We start from the raw sequence: 25,921 nt of genomic DNA on the forward strand, positions 1-25,921 counted from the left end.
GATAAGGAGAAAATATGAAAAGGCTCTTAACTTTTTTGTTTGTTGTGATTGTTTTCATCTCTTCCACTGCCCAAGCAGATGAAATCATCGTTGCATCCGGCGCTGGATTCAGGAAGATGGTTGTCGACATAGCGGACACCTGCCAGAAAGATTTTGATGTCAAAATGAACATGTCATTTGGCAACTTGGGGCAAGTCATCGCCCAGATTAAAACAACAGGGCTGGTTCAAGCTGTGATCGGCGATCCGAGATTCTTGACCAAAGCGGGTACAGAGATCGCCGAATCCCATCGCATTGGTGAAGGGAAGCTGGTTCTCATCTGGAGAAAAGGGTTGGATATCAAATCGCTGGATGAGATAACCTCAGATAAAGTGGCCAGGCTGGCAATACCTAATATGCAAAAAGCCATCTATGGTCGTGCTGGGGCGGAATACATGACATCCAAAGGCATCACAGAAAAAGTGCAGGACAAGCTGCAAGTGGTAGCAACTGTGCCGCAGGTGACTTCATATGTCGTCACTGGTGAAGTTGATGCTGGATTTTCAAATCTTACCGATACCCTTGGTTCGCTCGACAAAATAGGCGGATATATCCTGATTGATGAAGGATACAGCAAGATAGATATCATCACAGGAATCATCAAAGGCTATGAAACTTCCGCCGCTGTGGCAAAATATCGAGAGTGTATCAATTCTGAACAAACAAAAGCGATTGCGAAAAAACACGGCCTTTAATGGACAGAATCCTTGAACTGTTAAGCGATAAAGACCTGGCATTCACCATCGCTCTGACAGCTAAAACATGCTGTATTGCGGTTGCCCTGCATGCCATATTCGGACTTTTAATCGGCTATTATCTAGCTCGAAAAAAAAGTTTCTGCGCCGCTCTTATTGATTTAATGGTGACTCTTCCTCTGGTCTTTCCTCCAATCGGAACAGGTTTTATCCTGCTTCTGATGTTCGGCAGAAACGGCGTACTGGGCAAGTTGGGGATAACCCCGGAGATCATCTTCACCGAAGCAGGTGTGGTAACAGCAGCCTTCATAGCCGGACTCCCCCTGGTGGTCAAACCAATCCAATCGGCGATCGAAAAAGAAGTTTTCAAACTGGCTGAAGCAGCAAAAACATTAGGGAAGAATGAAGTTCAGGTTTTTTTCCTCATCGTCGTTCCAGCCGTCAAAAGAAGTCTCGGCGCTGGGTTGATATTGGCAGTAGGGCGATCGTTGGGTGAAGTGGGAATCACCCTCATGGTCGGCGGGAATATTATCGGCAAGACCAACACCATATCACTGGAAGTCTACAACTCCGTCATGGATGCTGATTTTCTCCGTGCCGGGGTGTTGTGTCTCATCCTCGGGAGCATATCCGTTTGTGTATTCTTTGCATTAAGGCGTTTATCGGCCCTATAATAGTGCACTATCTCAAGCCAAAGGAGTTCCAACGTGCTATTTCATGATGATCTCATCAACAAGCTCTTAACCGAAGATGTTCCCTATGGAGACCTCACAACTGAAGAAATGGGGATCAGCGGTGTTCAAGGTGAAATGATTTTCCGGGCCAGATTCGACTGTGTCCTTGCGGGAGCAGATGAAGCCGCAGCAATCCTGAAAAAGTTGGGTGCGGAACTGAGCATCTCAGCCGCTAACGGAAAAGTGATGCAGGCCGGTGATCACATCATGACGGCCAAGGCTAACGCCGGGATACTGCACAAAGGCTGGAAGGTCGCACAGAACATCATGGAGCATGCCACAGGCATCGCGACACGTACCGCTGCAATGGTCGCAAAGGGAAGAGCCATCAATCCAGATCTCATCATTGCCTGTACAAGAAAGAGCTTCCCCGGCGGAAAAACCATCTGCATGAATGCAGTCCTGGCCGGCGGCGGAACTCCACATCGACTGGGCATTTCAGAAACATTTCTCCTATTTTCAAACCACAGCAACTTCTTCCCTGATGAACAGTCACTCCTTGCGGCATTGACAAAAGCGGTCAAAGCGCAACCCGAAAAAAAACTCACGGTAGAATGTGAAGACCTCGATTTCGCTGAAAAAGCGATAAAAGCAGGCGCAGGCAATATCCAGTTCGACAAGGTCAAAGCAGATAAGCTGCATGAATATATCCCCTATCTACGACAAAAATATCCGTATGTGACCTTGGAGGCGGCAGGTGGAATTAACATCGAAACGGTCGCTGAATACGCAATGACAGGGATAGATGTGGCGGTTACATCATTTGTCTACACTGGGAAACCGATGGATATTGAGGTGGTGATCAGACCCGTCTGACAGCTATACGGATAAGGGTGTAAAAGGGAGGAAAGCTAAGAGGCAAGTCTGTTTTTTTGATTTGTGTTGCAGCAAAACAGACTTGCCTCTCTCAATTGACTTATCTACGGGAGATCAACCTTAATCTGGTTCTGGATCATTCCTGATCGGGCTGAGCATCGGCACAGTTTTCTTTTGGCTTAACACCGGATCGACCATTGTTTTGACAAAGTGTTCCACCTGTTCCGGAGCTCTGCCAATGAATTTTATCGGATCCGACAGCTCCATGATCTCTTCCATTGACAGTGGAATTTCGGGGCTGTCCGCCATTTTTTGCAGCAGATCATTATCAAGCCCCTCGTTGCGCACTCTTTGAATGGTCTCCATACTCATATCACGGATGAGATGGTGCATCACCTGTCTGTCGCCACCTTTCTTACAGGCCTCCATAATGACATTTTCTGTAATCAAGAACGGGAGTTCTTCGTTGATATTGCGACGGATCATTTTTTCATAAACCACAAGACCGTCTGTCACTCGGATCAAGGTTTCCGCCAGCACATCCGCAGCCAGGAAGATATTGGAAATCGCCAGAATTCGGATGGCCAGATTATCACAGGTTTGTTCCAGCAGTTCCTGTCCTGTTGCCTGATAAACCGCCGGTAAAAGAGTGATGATAAAACGGCTGTAGGCGGCCAGATCCTCGGTTAAAACCGGGTTGCGTTTAAACGCCATGGTGCTCGAGCCCACTTGATCTTTCCCGAACGGCTCCTCCATCTCTTTGAGCATGGCCATGATGCGCATATCATTACCAAACTTCTGACAGGTTTCACCAAATCCGGCCAGAGCCGACATCAATCTTGATTCCAGCTTTCGGGTATAGATCTGCGAGGTTATAGGCAGACGTTCAGTAAAACCCAGCTTTTCGGAAAAACGCCGGTCGAGTTCCTCCACCGTTGCGGAATCATCATCGAACAGTTCCATGAATGAAGCCTGCGTCCCCGTCGCACCCTTGAGCCCGCGAAAATAAAACCCATCTATGGCTTTCTGCAACCCTTGAATATCGAGGATCAGATCCTGCAACCAGACAGAGGCCCTTTTACCGACAGTCACCGGCTGTGCTGCTTGCAGACGCGTCCGACCTAAAATGGGCATATCTTTGTACTTGAGAACAAAGTCCCGCAGATTCGCTGCCGATGTATACATTTTGGACAAGACAAGTTGCGCCGCATCCTTCATGTAGATGGTATTGGTATTGTCCCACAAGTCATTTGTGGTCGCCCCCAAATGGATGATCGGCTTTGCTTTTGGAGCAACCATACCGAACTGTTCAATTGCTGCTGGAGTGATATACAGATATTTCTTTTCCAGTTTGTAGATGAGATCCATATCAATTTCATAGAAGTGGTCTTTCATCTCCTGAATCTGCTCATCAGTGATATTGAGACCTAGTTCCTGTTCTGCTTCGGCCAGCGCAATCCAGATTTTACGGTAAATAAGATACTGGTTCTCGTCAGAAAGAATTTGCTGCATTTCTCGACTGGAATACTTTTTCACCAGAGATTCAAAATTATATTTCATGGCTTTTCCTTATAAAATAAATGAGAGAAAAATATAAGCAACAGCAACTGCGGCAAGCATGCCGGGGATGTTTCGCTTTGCAATCGTCAGCGGATTGGCCTTGGCCAAGGATGCGCAGATGATCGTCGCACCGGCGATAGGTGACATCGTCCGCCCCAAAGCGGCCCCAATGTTCACAAGGCTCCCCATGTTAATGATGGTCATATTATAGTTAGCAGCAAATGGCGTGACAGCTTCATTAAACGCAAGAGATGCCGCTTCGCCAGAACCTGTCATGACAGCGAAAAAAAATGGTCCGAGAGCAGCAGAGATGCTGGCAATACTTTCAGACTTGGCAAGCATGGCATTAAACTCGTCGACAAGACCGAGAGCATTCATCCCACTGACAAATACTGCGGCGGCAATGATGATCCCGACAATATCTCCATAACCTTTACCCATCCCGTCAAAAAATCCTTTCACTGCGATCGATGGGCTGGTCCTGGTAAGCGCAATACCAAGAGCAGCTCCGAACAGCATCGCATGGGGAACCTGGATACTTTTTGCCCAAGGAATAGCCAGCCTTACCGCGTCATTATTAAAGAAGAGCAGCAGGAGAACCGGGATCAGAGGGACGATAGCAAAAGCAGGATTGACCTTCAGATTTTCAGCGACTTTAAAATCATCATCTGCGGGGACATAACCTTTGTCCTCTTTTTTCAGATGGGCAACAATAGCAAGGACTATAGCGCCCGTGATAATCGCAAATATGGTTGCGATACTGTGAGCAGAAACGATTTCAATCGGTTTAACATCTGCAAGTTTTGCCACAAAAGCATTTCCTGACAGACCAGGACTCAACAAACTCCCCATCGTTCCCGCAAGGACAGATGCACCTGCTATCACCGGATGAACCCCCAAAGAGATGAGCAAAGGGATAAATATCGCACCGACGGCCGCGGAGACCCCCGCAGCACTGATGAGCGAAGTATTGATCATCGCGGTGACAATGGCGGCACCGGGAATCAGGGCAAAACGAACCTTCTTTAACCCTCCGGCGAGCAAGTGAATCAGATGCTGATCACATTTGGTTATCTTCATCGCAATCGCAAATCCCATGACGGAACAAATACTCTTGATGAAAACCGGAGTGACCATGCGGCTGGAAAAAGCATCAAAAGCCGCAAGAGGATTCCCCGCGGCCAGAGCGAGCAGAAAACCAGAACAAATAAGAACCATCCGGGTTTCATATTGTTTGACCAGCAACACAATTGCTCCAATAATGATGATCAATCCTACAATCGTTGACATAAACAACCTCCTTACTTAGTATGAGTGTAATGTATTGGTATCATGTAGAAATATGAAAAAAAGTGTTCTAAATCACAGTGCCAATGTGATCTATGTCACAATTTGTTGGAGAACCTGAGAAATGGATAAAATTGAAGAGACAGAAAAGGATTTATCACGGATTTTCAGCAGATATCTACCATGGATGGATAAGCCGGCAAAAGAACTGGAAGCTGTTTTTGAAAAACACGGCACGAAAAAAAGCTTTAAGAAGAATGCCGTTTTTAAATTCGCCTACGAAAAAAACGATTACATGTATTTCACAAAAAGTGGAATATGCTGCACCTTCTCAACCACAGAATCAGGACAGACCAATATCAGCAGACTGCTGACTTATGGCAGCATCTTTGGAGAAGTCGCCCCCTTCTGTCGGGTTGTCTCTCTGACAAACACCATCGCCCTTGAAGACAGCGTTGTCTATAAGCTTAACTATAAAAAGTTTGTTGAATTGATATCTCAAGATGAAGTTCTCGTCGGCGAAGCCATGAAGATGATGGCATGGCGCATCTACGCATATCATGTCGGAGTTTTTGTTAAAAGCACCTATCATAAAGAAGAAATGATGGCTCTGCTGTTTAAATCTCTAATGGACTATGACGCCTTAGAGAACAACCATGCTCCCCTCAAATATCATCTTAACCATCAACAGATTAGTGAACTTATCGGTGCGAGTCGAGAGACCGTTTCCAGAACATTATCACAGTGGCATAAGCACAAAATTCTGGTGAAGGAAGATAAAGATACCATTGTGAACTACCAAGCTCTGGATCTGATTCTCGCAAATTGCCCTTACCACCTCTCCCAGGGGTAAAACTGGTGTTATTTCCAGATAAAATTCATCATACGATAGCGATGAAGCCACTTGATTTCTTTAAGCCATAGAGCAAATGTGAAAAGAATCCGCACACCAGACTTGAGTCCACCCACTACGAAAATTCCGGGGTAACATAATACCTGTTGGCCAAATTAATATTATGTCCCCGCAATTCCCAGATGGAAATTTTCATAATGCATTCAATACCGATTCTTTACATCGCCAACCTTGCGGAGATTGAAAAAATGGTCCATGGTCGTTGCCGACGCTCTCTTTGGATTTTATATCGCTCTCATCACTCAGGTTCCAGCCATGATTAACTCTACTTACAAAGCCCCCTGGTTATTCCGTAATGGGCATGTGCATACCATCTACCCAAATCTATTTCGCAAAGTGGAAGATGTCGTCTACCAACGTGAGCGCATGACCACCCCCGACGAGGATTTTCTTGATCTTGACTGGTCAGTGGTCGGCAGTGACAGCCTGGTCATCATTTCGCATGGACTCGAAGGAAATTCGCTCCGAGCCTATGTCACGGGGATGGTTCGGACGATGAATCAGGAAGGGATTGATGCACTGGCTTGGAACTTTCGCGGCTGCAGCGGCGAACCGAACCGACAGCTGCGGCTCTATCACAACGGCGACTTTGAAGATCTGCAGAGCGTTGTAACGCATGCCGCGCCCGCCTACCGGAATATCTATCTGATCGGTTTCAGCATGGGGGGCAACATCAATCTCTTTTACCTTGGCAAGCACGCAGCAGCGGTGCCAAAATGTGTCAAAGGAAGCATCAGCTTCTCGGTCCCCTGTGACCTGACCGATGCATCCATTGCCTTGGGACGCAAAGCGAACAGCCTGTACATGAAACGTTTTCTCCGCTTGCTGCACGAGAAAATCAAAACTAAACAGACGCAGTACCCACAACTGATTAACGATCTGAATTATGAGCAATTGAAAACCTTCAGCGATTTTGACAGTCGCTATACCGCGCCCATCCACGGATTTAGCAGTGCCGAAGACTATTGGCAGAAGTGCAGTTGTCGTCCATGGTTGGAACAGATCAAGGTACCATCCCTGATCGTCAACGCGCTGGATGACCCGTTTCTGGAAGGTGGATGCTATCCGCGAAAAGAATGTGAAAAGAATCCCCATACCAAACTGGAAGTCACTCGCTACGGAGGACATGTTGGCTTTATAGCACTGAATCGACAGCATCGGTATTGGTCGGAACAGAGAGCGATGAAATTTATTAAAGATGAGGTTTGAGCCCACGAGAAATATAGAAGAGTCACACTTTCTCGTGTAACACAGTCAGGATGGAACAATTTATTTGAGATCAAAGAAGAACCGGCGGGTCTCGTCCCGCCAGCCGAGAGACTTTTCTATCACGACATAGAAAAGCCACCAAAAGAGGTCGCCCCAATTCCCGCGCCTGCTAAAGCAGGTTCCTTCCGCTACGCAAACCGGCGATGCGCTCGCAAAACTCGGGGCTTGTAGCCCCTCAAACATTCCTCGCTTATCTCATCGCCGTCTTGCTCCACTCCAGCGCGGGCATCAGGGGGAAGAAATGCACTTTAGTGGTCATTTCCCGTGTGACGCAGCCGGAATGGAACTGCTGATTTGAGATCAGAGCGGCAAATGTTTGAGCGAAGCGAGTTTTTGCCGCTCCTCAAAGCAGCTGTGGAATGGAGGGAACCCGTAGGGCAAGGAGCTCGGGTGCCTTTTTTTGCTGACTTTTTTGTGGCACGACAAAAAAGCCAGGCGTCGAGCGGGGCCGCAACCCCGCGACTTTATGGATTTATTATTTTAAGATCAGAAGGGAATCCGCACAGACAAACTACCAATCACTCGGATAATCATCCTCAACCTGTGCCGGATCATTATAAAGCAGGATAGAATCCTCATCGCGTTTGAGAATCTTTAAAACCGCTTCAGTGGGGATCAGCACAACATCTTTATCTCCCATGGCTAACCCCGCACGCCCCGCAGACAGCTTATCCGCAACATCCTGGGTGACAGAGATCTGTTTGATCTTGCCACTAGCAACATAACGATAGACAACATCACCTTCGTCGAGAGCCAATTGATTGCTTTTGATCAATTGCTTCGCCGCAGCTTGATCCGCTTTACGTTGTCTTTGCTGATTCTGTTCCGCGCTTAATTTCTGCTGTTGTTTTGCCAGTTCAGCTTGTTGCTGCTGCAACTTGATTTTGGCGCTATCCTCAGCAGGGGCTCCATATTTTCTCTTCTTTTTGTTTTTGACTCTTTTCTCATGCTCAGCTTGTTTCACCTGCTTTTTATTGACCATTCCAGCCTTAAGCAATTGTTCTTGTAAGGAAAGACCCATTAATAACTCCACGTGATATTTGAATTCGTCAGTGTCAGCGGACAAGGATTAATAACTTATTGAGCGTGGAATCACAAGCCTCTATGCTTAACTTGTAGATCTCACGCCCCCTCCTGATAGGAGAAACAGGAACCAGACAGATGTTGTGCTACAATCTCGGACAGTTGACGTATTTCCAACACACTTGCAACTTTTACCTTGTCCTGGCGGGAGAAATTCTCTAACTTGGTGGAATAGTTTTTAATCATGTTCTGTGGGGGGATGTTCGCATGAAAACAACAACCCGAAATTTGAAAACCGCATTGCCTGTTGGATAAGGTGCTGCGGTTTTTTGTGTTTGGGTGTTGAGATAGTGCCTTAGAACTCAAAGAGGGCTCAAAAATGATTGATTTTACAAATGCAGTCATTGGTGGTGTATTGGTTTTTATTGCATCACAATACATTCAAAAATTTATCTTTGAACCTATACTTGATTATAAAAAAACCACAACTGAAATTTCACACTTACTACTATTGAATCAAGCGAAATTGCATAATGACGGTGAAGATGAAAATGAGCTAAAAAACAATCTTCACGCATTGTCATCAAAATTAAGGGCATTCACAAAAACAATCCCATTTTACTGTTTTCTCAGGTGTATTAGAATTTTTGGGTTACCAGAAAAAGAAAATATCTTAAAAGCCAGTCATTGTCTCAACATTTTAGGGTACGGCGTTGTAAACAACGGAGAATCAAGAAAAAAGAAAATAACAAAAAATATTGAATCAATAAATGAATTACGAAATTTATTAAATATTGAAACTAGTTATTCAAATGCAGTTGACAAACCCTAACAATTTAACCAGACGATAAATACTTCTATCCTCAATTGAAAAGCAAAACCCAATTGTGGTGGTGGCCAAAACTTCGCGTCGCCGCCGGTTATTTTCTCAAAAGAAATCGAGGGACATAATACCAATTTCAATAATTCTTGGGACAGCATATCTAACTAAGGGTTAATACACACGTTGCCCCCAGAATTTAAAAAAAAATCGATGTATCCAGTATTCGTGGACAAGATCATTCAATTAAGGAGGGGACCTTATGAAAACGACTATTTTTGCTCTAACCGTTCTTATCTCTGTATTAGTACCTATCACACCTGTCATCTTAAAACTTTTAGGATTAGGTGGCATGTACGGTAAATTCTGGGGACAGTTCCCACCCTCTCTGTATATAGCATCAGTACAGATATTTCATTTCGGTATCTCACTTCTACTAGCACTTTTAATCATAAACCGATTGAATTTGCGAACCCGAATTCCGTCACCTATCGCCGGGAAACAACTGATATGGATTGGCGGATTATTACTTATTACACCTGGTTTTTTGAGAATATTTACATCAATGATTGAAGGCGGTGGCGCATCATTTGCGTTGATGTCTGTAGCGGCACCCATTGTACGCATAGCTAAGCCTTTGTTTTTCATAGGAGTATTTTTTTTGTTATTAGCTATCAAACCGAGTAAGAAATACTCATTTCCAGAATAAGAATCTGGGGACATAACACCTATTCCCTGAAATTGGTATCACGCCCCCAGAATTACCGTTATGGCTATGAATCATAAAATCATCATAATCCTCATTTTTCTACTCATTCCACTGCAGACACACGCTTCATGCGTTGTCCTTCTTCACGGTCTGGCTCGTAGTAACAGCTCCATGAAGAAACTGAACATTGAACTTCAAAAGGAGAACTTCCAAACGGTCAATGTCGATTATCCTTCCAGGGACTACACCATAGAGAAACTTGCAAAAATCGCCATTCCCCCCGCACTTAAGCAGTGTTCAAGTCATGACGAAATCAATTTTGTGACTCACTCCTTGGGCGGCATATTGGTTCGTCAATATCTATCAAACCATGCAATTCCCAAGCTGGGACGGGTTGTCATGCTGGGGCCGCCCAACCAAGGAAGTGAAGTTGTCGATAAACTGAAACGCATCCCCGGCTTTCACTTCATAAATGGCGACGCTGGAGTGCAACTGGGCACAGGCGATATGAGCATTCCCAACCAACTTGGTCCAGCTAATTTTGATGTAGGAATTATTGCGGGGACAGAAAGTATCAACTTAATTTTGTCTATAATCATACCCAGCACAGACGACGGCAAAGTTTCCGTCGCAAGAACGAAACTAGAAGGGATGCATGACCATATTGAAATGGAAACGTCTCACCCCTTTATGATGAAAAACAAAAAGGTCATTGCTCAAGTTATCCATTATTTAAAATATGGAAACTTTGAGCGGAAAAAGCTCCAGCAAGATCCAGAGACATAATACCCATTTTGTTTTAGAGCCCTCTTCCCCGTGTGACACAGCTAGGATGAAACAGCTGATTTAAAATCAAAGAGAACCGGCGGGTTTCGTCCCGCCAGACGAGAGACTTTTCTATCACGACATAGAAAAGTATCCAAAAGAGGTCGCCCCAATACCAGCGCCTGCTAAAGCAGGTTCCTTCCGCTACGCAAACCGGCGACGCGCTCGCAAAACTCGGGGGGTTCACCCCCTCAGACATTCCTCGCTTATCTCATCGCTGTTTTGCTTCGCTCCAGCGCGGGCATCAGGGGAAAGAAAATACTTTGCTAGTCAATTCCTGTGTGACGCAGCCGCAATGGAGCAACTGATTTGAGATCAGAGCGGCAAATGTTTGAGGGCTTTAGCCCGAGTTTTTGCCGCTCCTCAAAGCAGCTGTGGAACGGAGGGAACCCGTAGGGCAAGGAGGTCGGGCACCTTTTTCTGCATACTCTTTTGTGGTGCATCAAAAGAGTATGGCGGCAAGCGGGGCCGCAACCCCGCGACTTTCTAGGTTATTATTTGGATATTAAAAGAGAATCGAGAGTGACAAATATCTAAGAATTTAACCCAAGGACATAAATTAAATCGTGGCGATAAAAAACTAAATCAGCAACACTCAACTTCAATCTGATGTAACAGTTTTAACGCCTCTTCGTCCTCATAGAGCTCAAAAAGTTCTTGAATATTATTGATATAGCTGTGGATCAAAAAGAGATAATCTTTCCCTGTGCCATTTTCTGAATCGGCAAGCAGGCCTTTAAACTTATCCCAAAAGGCGTTGTTTTTATCTGGATCATCAATATGGCGCCGCAATAAAGCTACTAATTTAGCGGCGTTTTTTTCACACTCAATACCTTTATAACTCACATATCTATCACTTTTGACACTCATATAGTCTATAGCTTCCTTTTCTATAAACAGGGAGTTGCAGTTTGTCACTAACACAACATCTCAATTGAACCACATCAAAACACAAAAAACGGACAAAAGACAAGAAATGCCCATGCGCTTATACTAGAGTTTTAAGTCTTTACAATAACAGGCAACAACACCCCAAAATCTTATGGGATATTGTCCCCTTCCCGTTGTGTGGCAATCTTATCCAACGCCTCTTCTACCGTTGCTAAAATCGACCTAACAATAACATCCACACCAGCGCGGGTTGGATGAATGCCATCCGCTTGATTTAACTCAGGATCGCCAACAACTCCAGCGAGAAAAAAAGGATAGAAAGGGAGGTCGTACTTTTGCGCCAGATCGGGGTAAATCTGATCAAACTTGGTATAATAATCTTCACCCATGTTGCGCGGTGCCTTCATCCCTGTCAGCAACGCTTGTACCCCCTGCTGCTGAAGTCGAGCAAGGAGACGGTCCAGGTTTTCCCGAGTCTGTTGCGGGCTGAGTCCACGGAGCGCATCATTCGCCCCTAACTCGACAATCATCAAATCAGGATCATCACCAAGGGACCAGTCGAGGCGAGCTAAACCACCCATACTGGTATCACCGGAGACACCCGCGTTCACCACCCGAACCTGGCGCCCTCGATGCTTCAGGGCCTCTTCCAGTCGGGCCGGAAAAGCAGCCTCTTGCGGCAAACCGTAGCCAGCAGTTAGACTGTCTCCAAGAACGACAATGCGTAATTCGGCAGATGGAGCCGCAAAACAATCGCAGCAACAGAGAAGTAGAACCAACAGCAGAGTGCCAACAGGAGTTTTCATGAGTCATCCCATAGTCGATATCCAGAACCTGCATCTCAGTCTAGTCGGCGGGGCTGGGCGAGTCAACATTTTGCGCGGGGTGAACCTGCAGGTTGAGACGGGAGACACTCTCAGTATTGTTGGCCCCTCAGGGGCAGGCAAGACCAGCTTGTTGATGGTCCTCTCAGGGCTGGAAAAAGCCGATTCGGGATTGGTTCAGATCGCCGGCACCGATATGCAGCAATTGGATGAAGATGGGTTAGCGCGCTTTCGACGTCAACAGATCGGCATTGTGTTTCAGTCCTTTCATCTGGTACCGACCATGACGGCTTTGGAGAATGTCGCTCTGCCATTGGAATTTGCCGGGGTCGATGATGCTCTCGATCAAGCGGCAACGGCTCTGGCAGCGACCGGTCTTAAAGCTCGCCAGGATCATTTTCCGGGGCAACTCTCAGGTGGAGAGCAACAACGGGTCGCTCTGGCCCGCGCATTTGTGGCGCGACCAAAACTAATTCTAGCTGATGAACCCACGGGAAATCTTGATCAGGAAACCGGTGCCATGGTGATGGAACTGCTGTTTGGCTTGCAACATAAATTTGCGACCACCTTGATTCTGGTAACCCACGATGCTCGTCTGGCTGCCCGTTGTCAGCGCACCGTGCGGATGGCGGATGGTCTCATCTATGAAGCAACAGAGGCCCGTGCATGAGTCAGACCTCTGTTGTGCATCAAGCGGTACGGTTGGTTCGACGTGAACTGCGATCTGGTCTGCGTGGTTTCGGCGTCTTCCTCTCCTGTCTGTTTCTCGGTATTTTTGCTATCAGCGCAATTGGCAGCTTCAGCGCCGCAGCTCGCTCTGGCTTATTAGCCGATGCCAGTGCCCTCCTCGGCGGTGACCTGGAAATCCGCTTATCCCAGCGACCGGTCACCACAGAACAGCGCGATTTTCTCAGTCAACAGGGTCAGCTCTCCGAAATCCTCGAATTGCGCACTATGGCTACAAATCCCAATAACGACCAACGTGCTCTGGTTGAACTTAAAGCCGTCGACAGCACTTATCCCCTCTACGGAACGCTACCCCTGGAACCACCACAACCACTGGCAGTCGCCTTAACGGGTGCTGAAGCAGCATTTGGAGCGGTGGTGGAATCCAGCTTTCTTCAACGCTTCAACATTCAGGTAGGGGAACAACTGCAGGTCGGAAAAGCAACCTTGACCATCCGTGGGGTTTTAACCTCTGAACCGGATCGCAGCTTGCGCGCTTTCCATATCGGCCCCCGCTTGTTGATCAGCCAGGCAGCTCTGACGGCAACCCAGTTGCTGCAACCGGGCAGTCTGGTCACCTATCGTTATCGCCTGAAATTAGCTGATCGTAACCAGGCAGAGCCACTGAAGCTGATACTACAAGAACGTTTCCCCGATTCTGGCTGGCGGATACAAAGCTGGCGAGAAGCTGCACCTCGGGTGCGTTTCTTTCTTGACCGGATGGAAACCAATCTGTCGCTGCTCGGCCTCTGTGCCTTGCTGCTTGGCGGATTGGGGGTTTCCGGGGCTGTGCGCGGTTATTTGAATGGCAAAATAGTTCATATCGCAACCATGAAGTGTCTTGGTGCTTCCAGTCGGCTCATCTTTACCACTTATCTCTTACAGATCCTGTTGCTGGGAACCATCGGCGCTGGAGCAGGATTATTACTGGGAAGTTCAGTTCCATGGCTGCTCACCAAGATTAGCGGTAACGCCTTGCCAATCCCCTTGCATCCCGGATTTTACCCTCTAACGTTAGTGGTTGCCGGGTCCTTCGGTCTGTTGATCGCCCTCCTCTTTTCGCTTAAGGAACTGGGGATCGCTCGACGGGTTCCTCCAGCAATGCTGTTTCGGGGTTACCTTGACAATAACCGTAAAGGTCCTGGTGGAAAAATCTGGCTGGCAATTTTGGTCTGTGCTCTGGTTTTAGCGCTCATCGCTATTTTCAGCAGTAGCGATAAACGTCTGGCGATCTGGTTTATCATTGGGGCCAGTACCTGCTTTATCCTCTTCCGACTGTTAGCTGTTGCCGTGGTCCGGTTGATACAACGTTTACCTAAGCCCAAAAATCCACGCCTGCGCCTAGCTAAAGCAAACATCAACCGTCCCGGAGCCCCTGCCAGCGGGATCATCTTTTCGTTGGGGCTGGGCTTAACTGCGCTGGTCATGATCGCCTTGGTGCAGACCAATCTGAACGACATGGTCAACGACACCATCCCCGAAGAAGCGCCAACTTTTTTCTTCCTCGATATTCAACCAGATCAGGTCGCCCCCCTCGAAACCCTGCTGGGCAGTTATCCCCATGCTCGGATGGAGCGCTCTCCAACCCTGCGTGGTCGCATTACCGCCATTGCCGGAATTCCTGTTGCAGAGGCCAAAGTTGCACCCAATGTGAGTTGGGCTGTACGCGGTGATCGCTTTCTCAGTTACAGCGCAAAAATGCCACCTGGGACAGAAGTGACGGTTGGTGACTGGTGGCCAAGTGACTATAATGGCCCACCACAACTCTCGCTCACGGCTGATCTGGCAGAAGGGTTTGGTGTGGGGATTGGTGACAGCCTGACAGTGAATATCCTTGGTCGGGAAATCAGCGCCAGAATTGTCAATCTGCGCACCGCTGACTGGTCTTCTCTCAAGCTCAACTTTGCTCTATTGTTCGCCCCTGGGGTATTGGAGAATGCTCCACAGACTCACCTCGCCGCAGTCCACTTGGCCGACGAAGATGAAGATGCGGTTTATCGGGCGGTGACCGGTCGCTTTACAAACATCTCGGTCATTAGCACCCGAGATGTTCTGCAGAATGTTTCCCGCACCCTCACCCGCATCGGCAGCGCCTTTCAAGGGATGGCTGGGATCGCCCTGTTGACCGGATTCCTTGTCCTAATCGGCGCAGTTTCTGCCGATCAGCACCGACGAATTCATGATGCTGTGATCTTTAAAATTTGCGGTGCTACTCGGCGCGATATCCTGCTGATTTTTGCTACGGAGTTTACCTTACTTGGAACCATCGCCGGACTACTCAGCGCATTGATCGGCAGCCTGGCTGCCTTCGCCATCCTTAAAGGGCCACTCAACGCCCCCTTTAATTTACATCCAGAAATTATTCTCCTGACGTTGCTGATGGGGATCGGACTGACATTGCTACTGGGATTGTTCGGCACCTGGAAAGCCCTAGGTGGAAAGCCTGCGGGATATCTGCGAAGTGAATAAAGATCATTTCATCGCTGGATCTCCAACACGTTGATTAACTGATGTTTTTATTCTTGTTGTCAAATTTAAGGGGGATGTGTAAGATTGCCAAAATCTAATCCCACAGTTGTCTTGCGATCTCAACGTGGCGTTCAACCGCATCTAGCCGTCAAAACTCAGCATAGACATCCGGGCGAACCTTATTGGAATAGTGATTTCTCAAGCGCGTATTAAAACAAGAACTCGCGACAGGCCATTAACATTTATACGCTTTGTTGACAAACAGGATTCACAACCTAGCACCGTATCCCGCAGCCATCACAGAGAGGTGAGCATGTATATTGTCATATTGATTCTGGCGTGGATCACGCCTGCGGCCATAGCTGGAGCATTGGGTTGGTCCGGAATCTGGGGCTCGGGATCGGCTTTTGCCGAGTATCTGATCCCGATACCCGTTGCCGGTGGGGCTTTTCATGTGCCGAGTTTCGTGATCACCGCTGCAATAATTCTGGTGTGCCGCAATGCGACAGGAACCAAAATTCGCTTTTTACCTGTTCTGGCGTTTAGCGCCTTGGCCGCAGCGCTGTCCCTGATGTTGGAATTCGATCGGCTCCACGCTTGGTTTTTTACTGATTACCAACCCTTTGGCTCACCGTTCAGGCTTGATGGCAACCCGTTACTCTTGTTTATCGCAACCGATGCTTTCTGGGTTGGAGCCTACGCATTAATGAAAGGCTTCGTACCGCCCGCACGGTATTGGCTTGCTCTGCCACTCGTTCCTGCTGCGATCATAGGGCTGAGCGTCATTAACTATCAAACGAGCGGACCAATCTTCAAAAAGGGTGGTCCAATGTATTCCGGCGTCCGTGGCGAAGAAATCGTCATGGTTTATGCCTCAGAAAACTATGATGAAAAAGTTTTTCTCAACTGGGTAAAGCAAAATAGTAACTTCGCACGCCCTTGGCTAAACGTAAACACTGAACATGTTGCGATTCTATTCACAAATAGTATGCAGGTGATCAAGTGGCGCCAGTATGATCAAATGACAAAGGATAGCACGATAGCGACAGTGTGCCTGTATGAAGAAGATCGCTCGATCATCCCACATGATGGTTACTACGATTGTTTCACAGATCATCCCACTGTCGACCAAGAGCTTGCTACCCTGATTGCGAAGAATTCACAAGATCTTGGTACTGATATTGATCATTGGTATGCACGTCTCCTGATGTGTGAAGGCATGGACATATCCGACACAACTCCGACAGATATCGCCCGTCTGGACGTGTGCCGAGCTATGCATCGTGGCTATTCGAGAGATGTCATGAGATTTATAAAAAAGTATGGTGAAGATTCGGACCAGGTAAACTTCATCAAGACCAAGGCTATAAGCGGTGGCTTGACCACAGAGTAATGAATCCAATTCTTGATTCAATATGACCTTTAAGCTGTCTCAATCCAGTTGACGGCAGAAATAATTGCATGGATCTTCTATTACAGGTTTGGGGTGGTAGCTTTTACCTTGCCAATAAGATTTTACTCGCCGTCGCCCTAAGCCGAACGGATAAAAACAAGAGGCTCTTTAGACTGCTTGGATGGTGGATTTACATTCTCGGAGTACCGGCGTGGGTGATTGTTCTGGCGTCAAAACAGAATTGGATCGCGGCCTCGATTGAGGCTGGCGGCGTCCCTTCAATGCTGCTGGGACTTTACAGTGTATACAAACAATCTCAAGCAGCGCCCAAAAAGCTGATACGACTTGCCAAATCAGTGACTTACGCAGCGATCATTTTCGGGATTGGATATAGTATCTATACAAATGGGGGCATCAATTCACTGACCCAGTTACTTGAAATCGGGACTGTGGTCGGCTTTTTGCTAGGGAGCTATTTATTGGCATTAAATCAGTTGACAGGTTGGCTGTTTTTCGCCTTGATGAATGGTAGCATGGCGACCCTGATGTTGATTCAGGATAAGCCCATACTCTCGATTCAACAACTCTGCTCATTATGCTTTGTTGTCTATGGTTTCATTGTGGCAACCAAGATGAAAAACAGATCATAATCACATTCATTGGCCATAAAAGAGGAGCGCCATGCCACAACTCAGTGCATCGCAACAAAAACTATTAAAAACAATCCATCTGCTTGCGGCGGGACTGTGGTTATCAAGTGTTATCATTTTAATGCTGCTACCATTGCTCTCGAGAGGAATCACTTCAGGAGATGAGATCTACATGTATAACCGCGCCTATCACTTTATCGATATGCTGATCCTCACCCCCGCCGCGATTGTTACGTTTCTGACCGGTCTTATTTACTCATTGTTTACCCAGTGGGGATTTGTTCGACACGGATGGATCATTTATAAATGGATCATTACATTATTGATCATTATTACAGGGACATTTTATCTTGGTCCCATGGTCACAAAACTTCTGGCAATTGCGGATGCCAAGCGAATCGTAGCACTGCAGGACTCTTATTATATTCAAGGGGAAGTCATCGGTCTTTCTGCCGCAATCATCAATTCATTACTGCTCATTGTTGCCGTGTTATTCTCTGTTTATAAACCCTGGAAAAATGTAAAAAGATAAGAAGAGACAGCGATTCAACGGTAACATCAACGATCTGCCTCAATCGTGGAACGGGGTCCTGGTCGGCCTTTCGACGCTTCGCATTTCGAAGAGATTGTACTTATGCGTGCAAACAATTTTTCTGGCTTTTAACTCACGAAAACAAAATTCTTTTTTCCTATATGACAAGTCAACACTATTGCAACTTCGCACCATCTGTTATACTGACAACTCAAAGACGGTCTCACCTAACAAATGACCGTAATATTAACTACCAGGAAAACAATCCGTGCCTCTAGAACCCAGAATCAGCCTCGCTTGCCCTTACTGCGACGAATTGATCTACGAAACCCTCAGTTGGTTTAAGCAGCCCTATTTCAACTGCCCCGCTTGCGACAATGGCTTAGCCGCTGGTCAATTCACCAGCGTTATCCGTGAATTAGAGCATGCCATGGATGCAAGGGTCGAAGAAATAATTAATGATGCGCCGCACACCAGTTGTTGTGGCAAGAAATCTTGCTGCCATTAAGGGGCTTTTGATTCACATTTAAGTAACAAAAAAGGGAACTCTCCCTTTTTATTTATCCCTGTTCGTGAAAAAGCGGATTCGAGCTACCTCGAAAAACATGAACAACTCGATGTAAGGAATTAATTTATGTTCGAAGACAACCACCCTGACCTACGAAAAATCGTGAATACTTATCTAGGAGTTGATGCCGGTGGGGCGTCAAAGACGGCCTTTGATAAGGCCAAGTTGGAGATTATCTCGACTAAAACCGCCCTGGCCAAAGCCATCGGTCACATCACAATGGACAAATATCTTGAAATTGTTGGCAAAGATTCTCCGGATGTGGCTCAGATTGTAAAAGATGCGGTCGCAATGTTGGATAGCTACTATATCCCCCTCCCGAGTGAATCAATCAACGCAGGTTTTGCTCGGGCAAAAAAAGAATCGATCGCGAAATTAAAAAGTCATGCGTCTCAGTTAAAATACTTTTCCTTTAAAGACTATACCGTCAGGAAAAAGAAAAAGGCTGCTGCCAAAAAAGCACGCTCGACAAACTTCGATAATGTTCGCGTCGAAATAAGAAAAAGTGTAAAGAGTAGTTGAGATCCCCAGTAACATGATCTGATGAGCTTATCGTAACCCTGCAACAACTCTCTTATTTTATAAAATCATAAACGAAGGGATAATCCGGTTTCAATCCTCCGCAAGGAGAGCTGCAAGGGTCGCAAGGATTGCCGCTACATCATCCGGGGCGACCTCAGAAAACCAGATTTTCTGTGGGTAAATCATCACATTTGCCCCTTTTTCACAGAGCCCCATACACCCGGAGGTCGAAACTCTGACAATCCCCTTCCAACCCTTTTCCTCAACCCCGGCTTTTAATCTCGATTTCACCTGCTGACTGTTATTGTCGGCACATGACTTCCTCGCCCCATCACGATCATTAGTACAAACAAAAACATGAGCAGCATAAGGGGATTCATTTTGTTGAAGCATCAGAAGATATCTCCTAAATATAGGTTAGTTTCGTAAACAACAGATTTCAGAGCACCTGAAAAGACCCATCAAATAAAGGCCCGCCCTGACCTAGATTAAGTCGATCCCGCTTAAAATGGAAGGGGGAGCCCCACTGATAGCATTTATTTTACCAATAGATGATATCGATTATATTTATATTAACTGTTTGTTTTTTCATCCGAATTCAATTAGGCTTCAGGAGTTGTCATCCTCAGTACCATGTTTCAAAAAGGATGCTGTAGCTGTGGAGTGAAAAGATGATGATCGTGGCAGGTCACCCTTTTCGCAACACAAACAGCTCCAACCTGTTAAGGCGGGGAATCTCTTTCCCCGCTTTTTCTTTTGGTCGTAAATCCCGTCAACAAGACAGAAATATCCCAAAGTAGCCTGAGAAAAAAGGGTGACTAACCTTAACTTAACGTAAAAATAAAATGAGGATTTTGGTAAAGAAGATCATGCCGATAAGCGCCACTGGATAAACGGTTGCGTAGGCAGCAGCAGCATAGGGTTCGTCGGAAATAGCCGAGGCACTCGCCAACCCCGGGGTACTGGTCATCCCTCCAGTCAAAACACCAATCATACGTAAAAAATTGATTTTGAGCAGATAACGGCAAATGAGCATACTCAGCAACAATGGTACAGTCGTCACGACCAGGCCGGAAATGAAGAGTGGCAACCCTTGTTGAGACAGGGTCTCTAGAATTGTGGCTCCGGTTCGGGTACCGACTGTCGCCAAAAAAAGCAACAACCCCAATTCACGGATAAAGGTGTTGGCAGTGGAAGGGATTTCCCAGACAATAGGTCCAGTTTTATACAGGTTGCTTAAAATCAGACCAGCGAGTAAAACCCCGCCCGTAATCCCTAACGAAAAAGATCCAATCCATGGCAAAGTCAGGGGGATTCTCCCCAGCAGGAAACCGGCAAGAAGCCCTAAAAATATGGGTAACAACTTAATCCGGAAAGTCTCTTTGACGTCATTCCCAAGGATTCGGCTGACGTTTTTAATGGCATTTTCTTCACCGACAACGTGCAGGATATCGCCCAAGTGGAGTCGGGTATGCGTTTCTGCTGGCAGCTCAATGCCGTTACGGACCACCCGCGACACCCGCACATTAAATGCGTCTCTGAGGTTCAAAAACCCGATGGAATGTCCCACCACTTTCTGCTGGGAAACAATAATGGTTTTCTTGGTCATCCCCCGAGTAAATTCAAGCTTACCCTCGACTGGATGTCCCATATAGAGTTCCATTTTTTTCAAATCTGCTTTGCGACCGACAATCCGCAGCAGATCTCCCTCGCGCAAAATGGTCTCACCGGAAACAAGAATCGGCTCTTCTGCCCCGCGCCGCAATAATCGGGTCAAAACCACGGGGGCAATATTTTTTAAATAGATATCGTGAACCTTTTTGTCAAACAGGTTCGGATTGGTCACTTCTATGTGGTGGTAAGTGAATGGGGGATTATTATCGGTCAACTCACGATGGAGCGACTCTTCTTCATCCTTAATATTCAGGTTGAGGACTTTCGGTAGCAGATTGATGAAAACAATCACACCGACAACACCAAAACAGTAGGTGAGCCCGTAAGCCGCCGGGGCCTGACTGTGTTCAACGGCTTCGACAGCAACGGCGAGTCCCGGCGTACTGGTCAACGCTCCGGCAAAAAGTCCAGCCGCAATCCCGAGGTCAAACTTAAAAAACCAGGAACAGACCAAAGTCATCAAGAAACCAACAAAAACAACAGAGATGGCCCCTAATGCGAGACTTAAACCATGACTCCTGAATGAAGGGATGAAGCCCGGCCCCGCCTGAAGGCCGACCGAATAGATAAATAACACAAGCCCAAGGGTCTGAAACTCTTGCGGAAGAGAATAACCAAAGTGGCCAAAGGCCAGAGCGACAAAAATAATCGCTGAAGAGCCTAAAGAAAATGATTTGAGTTTGATGTGACCCAACATCTCTCCAAGAATAACAACCACCAAGAGGAGAAAAATCGAGTTATGCATAAGTGTCATAAAAGTCTATCTCGCTTTATTTTTAATTCGCTAGAACTGTAACAAATAAGAGAGCTTTCCGCAATCACCTGAACTGCAAAAAAACTTTTAAATTTAAATACTTACAAACATTGTTTTAGTTCTAAGGAGCGTAACAATAGTGTTACAAAAAACTGCCTACAACAGTCGAGGGATAAACCGCTAAAAACTCCGAAAAAAGGGATATAAATTATATCTCTCTTCAAAATCGCTTATGATAAAATGACATCGTCGTCAAAAATAACGCTTTTTGCTGCGCCGGGTACCAATGAAAAAGTTTTATTACATAATATTCACAACTTTATTGCTGGTCACCTTGCTGCTGTCTGCTAGCAGTTGGTTTTATGCTGAACAGATCCTGAATCAGTTGCTTCGTCCTGAAATTGAAAAAACCGCGACCCAGTGGCTTCAAGCTCAGGTCCAGATCAACCAATTGACGTGGTCTGACGGCGAGCTAAAAGTCTTGGGGGTAAACATCAAGTCCCCGCAACAACTGATCATTACCATCCCCGAAGTGATGATAAAAGTGACCCTGAGAAACCTCTGGTCCCATCAGTTGGATGTGCTGCACCTGAAGAGACCGCGAATAGAGATACTCCAACCACCGCATGAGGAAGAGGCTGTCAGCATTGGGCTGAAAATTCCCGACCACCTCCCTTTCACCATCTCGGAAGTGATCCTTAGCGATGGTTTGTTGTTGTTCAACCATGCAGACCAGAAGTGGCAACTACGGAAACTGAACTTTTCGGGGGCATTGCAACCAAACAGCCGCTTCACTCTGTCCAGTTTTTGGGGAGCAGACGACAGCGCCCCTCTCGATATCGCGGGAAAGATTGAGATATCCCCGCAGCAAATTCTGACCCTGAACAAACTCACTTGGCAACAACAGCAGTTACTCACGACCCCCATGCAGATTGCCTTTTCTGGCGCCGACATGAATCTGGATCGCACTCACCTGCAACTTGAACAATTTGACCAGAGCAAATTACAAGAACTGTTAAACGCCTTTGGACAACCGCTGCAGCTCCCTGAAGCATTGACCTTCTCTCTGCGCGATGCGGATCTTGTTTTTTCTCTCCACGATCAGGCGATCACTTTTGAATTGCAGATCGCCACAGGACAACTGGGGTGGGACCAGAAAGAAGGGTCATTGACTGAGTTTAACATTTCAGGACAACTCACCCCAAAAAACAACCAATGGGTTGCAGCTACCACCGTAACGATCGATGAGGTGGGCCTCCCAGATCTGACTATCAGGAAATTGCTTGCGACGGCCAAACTGAACTTCAGACCAGATCAACTCCATCTCGATAACACGGAGGTTAAATTTAACCTCGCGAGTGATCATGGATTAAGCGGTCAGGTCAATATGCGCGGGTCTGGAGAATTCTCGTCACAGCAGGGATCACTGGAATTACAACAATTATCCCTATCTCACTGCGATTATATGTCGACAGATGGAATGGCCGGAGTGGGAGAAGCAGGGATCAAACTCCAAGGCCGTCTTCATGGTCTCTGGAGTGAAGGGTCGACAAACTTGGATCTGCATGGCACTGTGACCGCGCACGAAGCTCTTCTGGGAGAACTCTACGCCAACCTCTCCCCCTATCGAGGCGAGTTTTCCTTCACTGGAGAGATCAACCCTCAGCTGAAAACAGTCACGGCAACAGCAGTCACAATCAACATTCCCCAGGTTGGTCAGCTGACGGCTAGGGGACGACTACACCGTCAGCAGTTCAGCGTTCAGGGGGATATGCAGATGGCCGATCTGCACCGCAGCTACGGAGAACACCTGGGACCAGTCCTCGCTGAAATCCTGCCGACGTTAGCGGATCTCAAGCTTGAAGGGGCTATATCCCTCGACTACAAGCTAGACTGGAACCCGGCCGACTGGCAAACTCATGGGGCATTACAATTCAGAGATGTGAATGTCGATTGGGGTGAGCAAAAACTGCAAATTGAGTCAGCGAACGGTTCCATCCCGTTTGTCATTCATTCAGGAACAAATCCATCGGCACCACCAATAGAAGCCACAGGAAGAATGGTTTTTTCCACTATTTCTAACGGATTGACAACCCTTAAACAAAAATCTCTTGACCTGCTTGCAACAGACAATCGACTGACCTTTTTGTCGCCATTGCAACTGCAACTTGCCGGCGGGCAGGTGACCGTTGACGACCTGAAATTGCAATGGGCAAAGGGGGAACCACAGGGCTCAGCACTCATCAATATTGACAATGTTAACCTTGAAACCTTGACCAAAGAACTGAACCTTCCGATCATGCAAGGGCAACTGAGTGCTAACCTGGGAACCCTTCATTATGCCGACCAGAACCTCATGACGACGGGTCTTGCCAGAATTCAAGTTTTTGATGGTCTGCTGCAACTCCGCAACATGAAGTACAGTGCCCCATTCTCCCGCTACCCGAGTTTTGAAACCGATATCGATTTTTATGGATTGAATCTGTTACAGGCAACCAAGGTTTTTGATTTTGGCGAAATGAACGGCGTTATTGACGGACACATCCATGGACTAAAACTCTTTGGCACCACCCCGGCAGCCTTTGAAGCAACAGTTACAACCCGGGATACAGGGAAACGGAACATCAGCGTTAAAGCCCTGAATAATCTCAGCGTCATCAGCCAAGGGGGGATGACTGCGGCACTATCGAGAGGGATCTATCGTTTCATCGATTTCTACCGTTTCCAAAAGATTGGTTTCAAATGTGCGTTGGATAATGATAACTTTACCCTGTTGGGGACGGCTCTCAGCGGATCAAACAAATATCTGGTCTATGGTGGGTTCTTACCCCCAAAAATCGATATAACCACCACCACGCCAACCATATCATTCAAAGAGATGATGAACCGACTCAGCCGCATTGACCGGACTGGGAATTGAAGCTAAAACAGAAGAGAGAGGATCAAAGATGAAAACAATCACTCGCAGCCTAATGTTATTACTGACGCTGACAGTTATCTCTTGTGTGACTATTAATATCTATTTCCCAGCCGAGGAACTTCGTGGCGCAGCAGACAAGATCGTCAACGAGGTTTGGGGGGACCCTTCGCAAAATGGAGCTGATGAAGCCTTACCACCAGCAGAAGGAAAAACTCCCGGCAGTAGCTTTTTCCACCTTCTTGCTCCCACAACTGCGGTTGCTGCTCAGGATATCAACGTCAGCACTCCGACAATCCGAGCCATCAAAGAGGCAATTAAAAATCGCTCTGCCGAGTTGATAGAGTTCCTGAACTCGGGACATATCGGTCTCAGTTACGATGGTCTGCTCAAAATCCACACCGCTGCAGGCCTATCCATGAAACAGAAAGCTCAAGTAAATAAACTGATCAAGGCAGAAAATCAGGATCGGCAACGACTCTACAAAGAGATAGCCAGCGCCAATAATTTTCCTGATAAAGCGAACGAAATCCAAAATATTTTTGCGGAGTCATGGCGCAAGCAAGCGCAAACAGGGTGGTATATAGAAAAGTCAGACGGTAGCTGGGGGGTAAAATAGCCTGTCTGATCTGGAAAGCCCTCACCTGGCTCTCCTCTGAAGAGAGAACCAGGTGAGGGGAAAGAAACCATGACAACATCCCCCCTCATTCACTCTTCGTCTACCCGACTTACTGACCGCAACACTTCTTATACTTTTTCCCGCTGCCACAAGAACAAGGGTCATTCCGTCCAATTTTAGTCACGCTGATCGGCCGGGGCTTAACCATCTCACCCTCACTGAACAACCACTCTTTCCCTTTGCGTAAGAAGTGGCCACGCTCATGATGAGTGCGAGTTCCATCATCGTTACGAAAGCGGGCGACAAACTCAACCTCACCCTTCTGATCTTCCGCACCACCAGCCTCAGTTGTAAGGATCTCCAGGCCCAACCATTCGGACTTCTCCGCCCAGATCTTGGTTCCCTTATGGTCATAACCCTCGCGAAAATCGGGATGAGTACTCTCATAGATAAAATCGACATCGACAACAACATGAGCCGAATAACGTGCCCGCATCAGTTGTTCCGCCGTTTCGGCTAAAGTCTTCCCGGTAATAATCGGTTCGCAACAAGCGGCGTAGTCAATGCCACTACCACAGGGACAGCTGTTCATAAGTAATCTCCTTCGCAAATCGGATTTAAAAACCTGCCGGAGTTTATTCACCCGTGAGCAAAGAGTCAAGATGGTCTTGAAACTTAAAATTTATGATCAG

At 46.9% G+C, this 25,921-nt stretch carries 25 protein-coding genes; 17 read left to right on the top strand and 8 right to left on the bottom strand.

The annotated features are described in order from the left end of the window. The first annotated feature begins 14 nt into the window (after nucleotides 1-14). The 3 genes from modA to modD are packed head-to-tail and all read left to right on the top strand — an operon-like array spanning nucleotide 15 to nucleotide 2,284. Complete coding sequence (modA, locus tag BLU87_RS04070; protein ID WP_092344987.1) at nucleotides 15-734, top strand: molybdate ABC transporter substrate-binding protein; 720 nt, start codon at nucleotides 15-17, stop codon at nucleotides 732-734. Further along, nucleotides 734-1,408 carry a molybdate ABC transporter permease subunit gene (locus BLU87_RS04075; RefSeq protein WP_092344989.1) on the top strand — a complete coding sequence of 225 codons (675 nt, stop codon included), beginning with the start codon at nucleotides 734-736 and terminating at the stop codon, nucleotides 1,406-1,408. Before modA ends, BLU87_RS04075 begins: the two co-directional genes overlap by 1 nt. Nucleotides 1,409-1,441: 33 nt before the next feature. Beyond that, nucleotides 1,442-2,284 (top strand): ModD protein, encoded by an 843-nt coding sequence (gene modD / locus BLU87_RS04080; RefSeq protein WP_175498260.1) that lies wholly within the window; start codon nucleotides 1,442-1,444, stop codon nucleotides 2,282-2,284. 120 nt (nucleotides 2,285-2,404) lie between these two features. Here the strand turns inward: modD and BLU87_RS04085 are convergent, their stop codons facing one another. Further along, nucleotides 2,405-3,844 carry a lyase family protein gene (locus BLU87_RS04085; RefSeq protein ID WP_092344993.1) on the bottom strand — a complete coding sequence of 480 codons (1,440 nt, stop codon included), beginning with the start codon at nucleotides 3,842-3,844 and terminating at the stop codon, nucleotides 2,405-2,407. Between the two features lie 9 nt (nucleotides 3,845-3,853). Then, nucleotides 3,854-5,134 carry a C4-dicarboxylate transporter DcuC gene (gene dcuC / locus BLU87_RS04090; RefSeq protein ID WP_092344995.1) on the bottom strand — a complete coding sequence of 427 codons (1,281 nt, stop codon included), beginning with the start codon at nucleotides 5,132-5,134 and terminating at the stop codon, nucleotides 3,854-3,856. Between the two features lie 121 nt (nucleotides 5,135-5,255). Here dcuC and BLU87_RS04095 point away from each other — a divergent pair, with 121 nt between their 5' ends. Continuing rightward, nucleotides 5,256-5,984 (top strand): Crp/Fnr family transcriptional regulator, encoded by a 729-nt coding sequence (locus BLU87_RS04095; protein ID WP_092344997.1) that lies wholly within the window; start codon nucleotides 5,256-5,258, stop codon nucleotides 5,982-5,984. Between the two features lie 240 nt (nucleotides 5,985-6,224). After that, nucleotides 6,225-7,253, top strand: coding sequence for a YheT family hydrolase (locus tag BLU87_RS04100; RefSeq protein ID WP_217637430.1), 1,029 nt, complete (start codon nucleotides 6,225-6,227; stop codon nucleotides 7,251-7,253). Between the two features lie 571 nt (nucleotides 7,254-7,824). On the opposite strand, the gene BLU87_RS04110 is transcribed toward BLU87_RS04100, so the two are convergent. Next, a complete protein-coding gene (locus BLU87_RS04110; RefSeq protein ID WP_092345001.1) occupies nucleotides 7,825-8,334 on the bottom strand; it encodes a DUF2058 family protein in 510 nt (169 codons plus the stop codon). A gap of 381 nt (nucleotides 8,335-8,715) precedes the next feature. On the opposite strand from BLU87_RS04110, the gene BLU87_RS04115 reads away from it, so the two are divergent. The 3 genes from BLU87_RS04115 to BLU87_RS04125 all read left to right on the top strand — a co-directional run bounded on the left by BLU87_RS04115 (nucleotide 8,716) and on the right by BLU87_RS04125 (nucleotide 10,651). Continuing rightward, nucleotides 8,716-9,168 (top strand): hypothetical protein, encoded by a 453-nt coding sequence (locus BLU87_RS04115; RefSeq protein ID WP_092345003.1) that lies wholly within the window; start codon nucleotides 8,716-8,718, stop codon nucleotides 9,166-9,168. 250 nt (nucleotides 9,169-9,418) lie between these two features. Continuing rightward, nucleotides 9,419-9,865, top strand: coding sequence for a hypothetical protein (locus tag BLU87_RS04120; protein ID WP_092345005.1), 447 nt, complete (start codon nucleotides 9,419-9,421; stop codon nucleotides 9,863-9,865). Between the two features lie 171 nt (nucleotides 9,866-10,036). Further along, nucleotides 10,037-10,651: an esterase/lipase family protein gene (locus tag BLU87_RS04125; RefSeq protein WP_217637431.1), complete on the top strand. Its 615-nt coding sequence runs from the start codon at nucleotides 10,037-10,039 to the stop codon at nucleotides 10,649-10,651. Between the two features lie 624 nt (nucleotides 10,652-11,275). On the opposite strand, the gene cowN is transcribed toward BLU87_RS04125, so the two are convergent. Both cowN and BLU87_RS04135 read right to left on the bottom strand, forming a co-directional pair. Then, entirely contained in the window at nucleotides 11,276-11,614 is a 339-nt protein-coding gene (cowN, locus tag BLU87_RS04130; protein ID WP_245706365.1) for a N(2)-fixation sustaining protein CowN, read from the bottom strand. A gap of 116 nt (nucleotides 11,615-11,730) precedes the next feature. After that, nucleotides 11,731-12,387 carry an arylesterase gene (locus BLU87_RS04135; RefSeq protein WP_092345009.1) on the bottom strand — a complete coding sequence of 219 codons (657 nt, stop codon included), beginning with the start codon at nucleotides 12,385-12,387 and terminating at the stop codon, nucleotides 11,731-11,733. Between BLU87_RS04135 and BLU87_RS04140 the strand changes: the two genes are divergently transcribed. The 7 genes from BLU87_RS04140 to BLU87_RS04165 all read left to right on the top strand — a co-directional run bounded on the left by BLU87_RS04140 (nucleotide 12,386) and on the right by BLU87_RS04165 (nucleotide 19,265). Then, complete coding sequence (locus BLU87_RS04140; RefSeq protein ID WP_092345011.1) at nucleotides 12,386-13,075, top strand: ABC transporter ATP-binding protein; 690 nt, start codon at nucleotides 12,386-12,388, stop codon at nucleotides 13,073-13,075. The two genes, BLU87_RS04135 and BLU87_RS04140, sit on opposite strands and share 2 nt — an antisense overlap. Continuing rightward, nucleotides 13,072-15,600 (top strand): ABC transporter permease, encoded by a 2,529-nt coding sequence (locus BLU87_RS04145; RefSeq protein WP_092345013.1) that lies wholly within the window; start codon nucleotides 13,072-13,074, stop codon nucleotides 15,598-15,600. The genes BLU87_RS04140 and BLU87_RS04145 overlap by 4 nt, the downstream gene beginning before the upstream one ends. Before the next feature lie 313 nt (nucleotides 15,601-15,913). Next, complete coding sequence (locus BLU87_RS04150) at nucleotides 15,914-16,993, top strand: hypothetical protein (RefSeq protein ID WP_092345015.1); 1,080 nt, start codon at nucleotides 15,914-15,916, stop codon at nucleotides 16,991-16,993. 68 nt (nucleotides 16,994-17,061) lie between these two features. After that, nucleotides 17,062-17,643, top strand: coding sequence for a hypothetical protein (locus BLU87_RS04155; RefSeq protein ID WP_092345017.1), 582 nt, complete (start codon nucleotides 17,062-17,064; stop codon nucleotides 17,641-17,643). A 31-nt stretch (nucleotides 17,644-17,674) separates the two neighbouring features. After that, nucleotides 17,675-18,175 (top strand): hypothetical protein, encoded by a 501-nt coding sequence (locus BLU87_RS04160; RefSeq protein ID WP_092345019.1) that lies wholly within the window; start codon nucleotides 17,675-17,677, stop codon nucleotides 18,173-18,175. Nucleotides 18,176-18,443: 268 nt separating this feature from the next. Beyond that, entirely contained in the window at nucleotides 18,444-18,683 is a 240-nt protein-coding gene (locus tag BLU87_RS17080; RefSeq protein ID WP_139167459.1) for a hypothetical protein, read from the top strand. A gap of 126 nt (nucleotides 18,684-18,809) precedes the next feature. Continuing rightward, nucleotides 18,810-19,265: a hypothetical protein gene (locus BLU87_RS04165; RefSeq protein ID WP_092345021.1), complete on the top strand. Its 456-nt coding sequence runs from the start codon at nucleotides 18,810-18,812 to the stop codon at nucleotides 19,263-19,265. A 90-nt stretch (nucleotides 19,266-19,355) separates the two neighbouring features. Here the strand turns inward: BLU87_RS04165 and BLU87_RS04170 are convergent, their stop codons facing one another. Next, on the bottom strand, nucleotides 19,356-19,658 hold the full coding sequence (locus tag BLU87_RS04170; RefSeq protein WP_092345023.1) for a (2Fe-2S) ferredoxin domain-containing protein: 303 nt from the start codon (nucleotides 19,656-19,658) through the stop codon (nucleotides 19,356-19,358). A 436-nt stretch (nucleotides 19,659-20,094) separates the two neighbouring features. After that, complete coding sequence (locus tag BLU87_RS04175; protein WP_092345025.1) at nucleotides 20,095-21,693, bottom strand: aspartate:alanine exchanger family transporter; 1,599 nt, start codon at nucleotides 21,691-21,693, stop codon at nucleotides 20,095-20,097. 286 nt (nucleotides 21,694-21,979) lie between these two features. Between BLU87_RS04175 and BLU87_RS04180 the strand changes: the two genes are divergently transcribed. Both BLU87_RS04180 and BLU87_RS04185 read left to right on the top strand, forming a co-directional pair. After that, on the top strand, nucleotides 21,980-24,613 hold the full coding sequence (locus BLU87_RS04180; protein WP_092345027.1) for an AsmA family protein: 2,634 nt from the start codon (nucleotides 21,980-21,982) through the stop codon (nucleotides 24,611-24,613). Between the two features lie 28 nt (nucleotides 24,614-24,641). Continuing rightward, nucleotides 24,642-25,229 (top strand): DUF1318 domain-containing protein, encoded by a 588-nt coding sequence (locus tag BLU87_RS04185; RefSeq protein ID WP_092345029.1) that lies wholly within the window; start codon nucleotides 24,642-24,644, stop codon nucleotides 25,227-25,229. Between the two features lie 109 nt (nucleotides 25,230-25,338). On the opposite strand, the gene BLU87_RS04190 is transcribed toward BLU87_RS04185, so the two are convergent. Then, complete coding sequence (locus BLU87_RS04190) at nucleotides 25,339-25,821, bottom strand: YchJ family protein (RefSeq protein ID WP_092345031.1); 483 nt, start codon at nucleotides 25,819-25,821, stop codon at nucleotides 25,339-25,341. Nucleotides 25,822-25,921: the final 100 nt, after the last annotated feature.

Origin of the sequence: Desulfuromusa kysingii, assembly GCF_900107645.1 — a bacterium.
Classification (GTDB): domain Bacteria; phylum Desulfobacterota; class Desulfuromonadia; order Desulfuromonadales; family Geopsychrobacteraceae; genus Desulfuromusa; species Desulfuromusa kysingii.